The following is an 865-nucleotide window of genomic DNA, read 5'->3' as shown; positions in this document are numbered from 1 at the left end:
GGGTTCTTGGCTGACGTCGAGCACGATGCCGGTGTGCGGGTGGGTGAGGATGCGCAGGAAGCTGGTTGCGGTGCCGGCGAGGCGGCGGGCGGTTTCCGGGTCGATCGGGCCGTAGCCTTCGAGGTCGCCCGGTTCTTCGCGCGTGCCACCAGCTCGTCCCATCAGGGTGAGCACCGGCACGGTGATATTGACGTTGGCGGTCAGGCCGGCGCCGAGGCCGCTGCCGGTGACGCCCTGCTGGAGGAGGTCGACGGCAACATCGGCGCGCAACTGGCTGAGGGTGCGAGGTTCGTCGGGGCCTTGCAGGCTGAGGGCGGCGTCGGTGACGCGGGTGTAGACCGCCTGCAGGTCCTCGCCAGCGGCGCGCAGCCAGAGGGTGGCCATGCCGTCCTTGTCGGGGAAGAACTGCACTCGGCGATCAGCCAGGCACCGGGCGCGACGCACGGTGATGCTGTCGGGGTGGAAGCGTTCGCGTAGTTTGCGGGCCTTACCCTCGAACTGGGTGGGGGTGAGCCTGCGGGCGTGCGGGAGGAGCACCGCTTCCAGTTCGGCGCGAGCGGGCTGCGGCACGGAGCCCAGCTGGTCAAGCAGCCGGCGGGCATGGCGGAGGGAGATCTCGCCGCTGCGGAGCGCGGTGAGAGTATCGGGCCGCTCGACCACCAGTTGCCGGCTCTCCTGGAGCAGGCCGGAGGCGGTGCCGGCCGGGATGCGCAGCGCGCACGCCATCTCCGCCACCAAGCCCTGCTGCGCGGCGAAGGTCGCATCCCAGTCATGTTCGTGGCCCGGCCCGGACAGGGGGCGGCCGGTGTCGGCGGTGTTGGTGGTGTAGTCCCACGCCTCGGTAAGGACCTCAGCTTTGCTCGCC

1 protein-coding gene is annotated in these 865 nt (G+C 71.0%); it reads right to left on the bottom strand.

The genetic code is table 11. From position 1 onward, the window contains the following. Window positions 1-865, bottom strand: an 865-nt coding sequence (locus QMK31_RS17205; RefSeq protein WP_283502173.1) for a DUF222 domain-containing protein, incomplete at both ends; no start/stop codon positions are given.

Origin of the sequence: Cryobacterium sp. PH31-O1, assembly GCF_030063455.1 — a bacterium.
In the GTDB taxonomy this organism is placed as follows: domain Bacteria; phylum Actinomycetota; class Actinomycetes; order Actinomycetales; family Microbacteriaceae; genus Cryobacterium.
The sequence above is the reverse complement of the archived record's forward strand: the minus strand, read 5'-3'. Positions and strand labels throughout refer to the sequence as shown.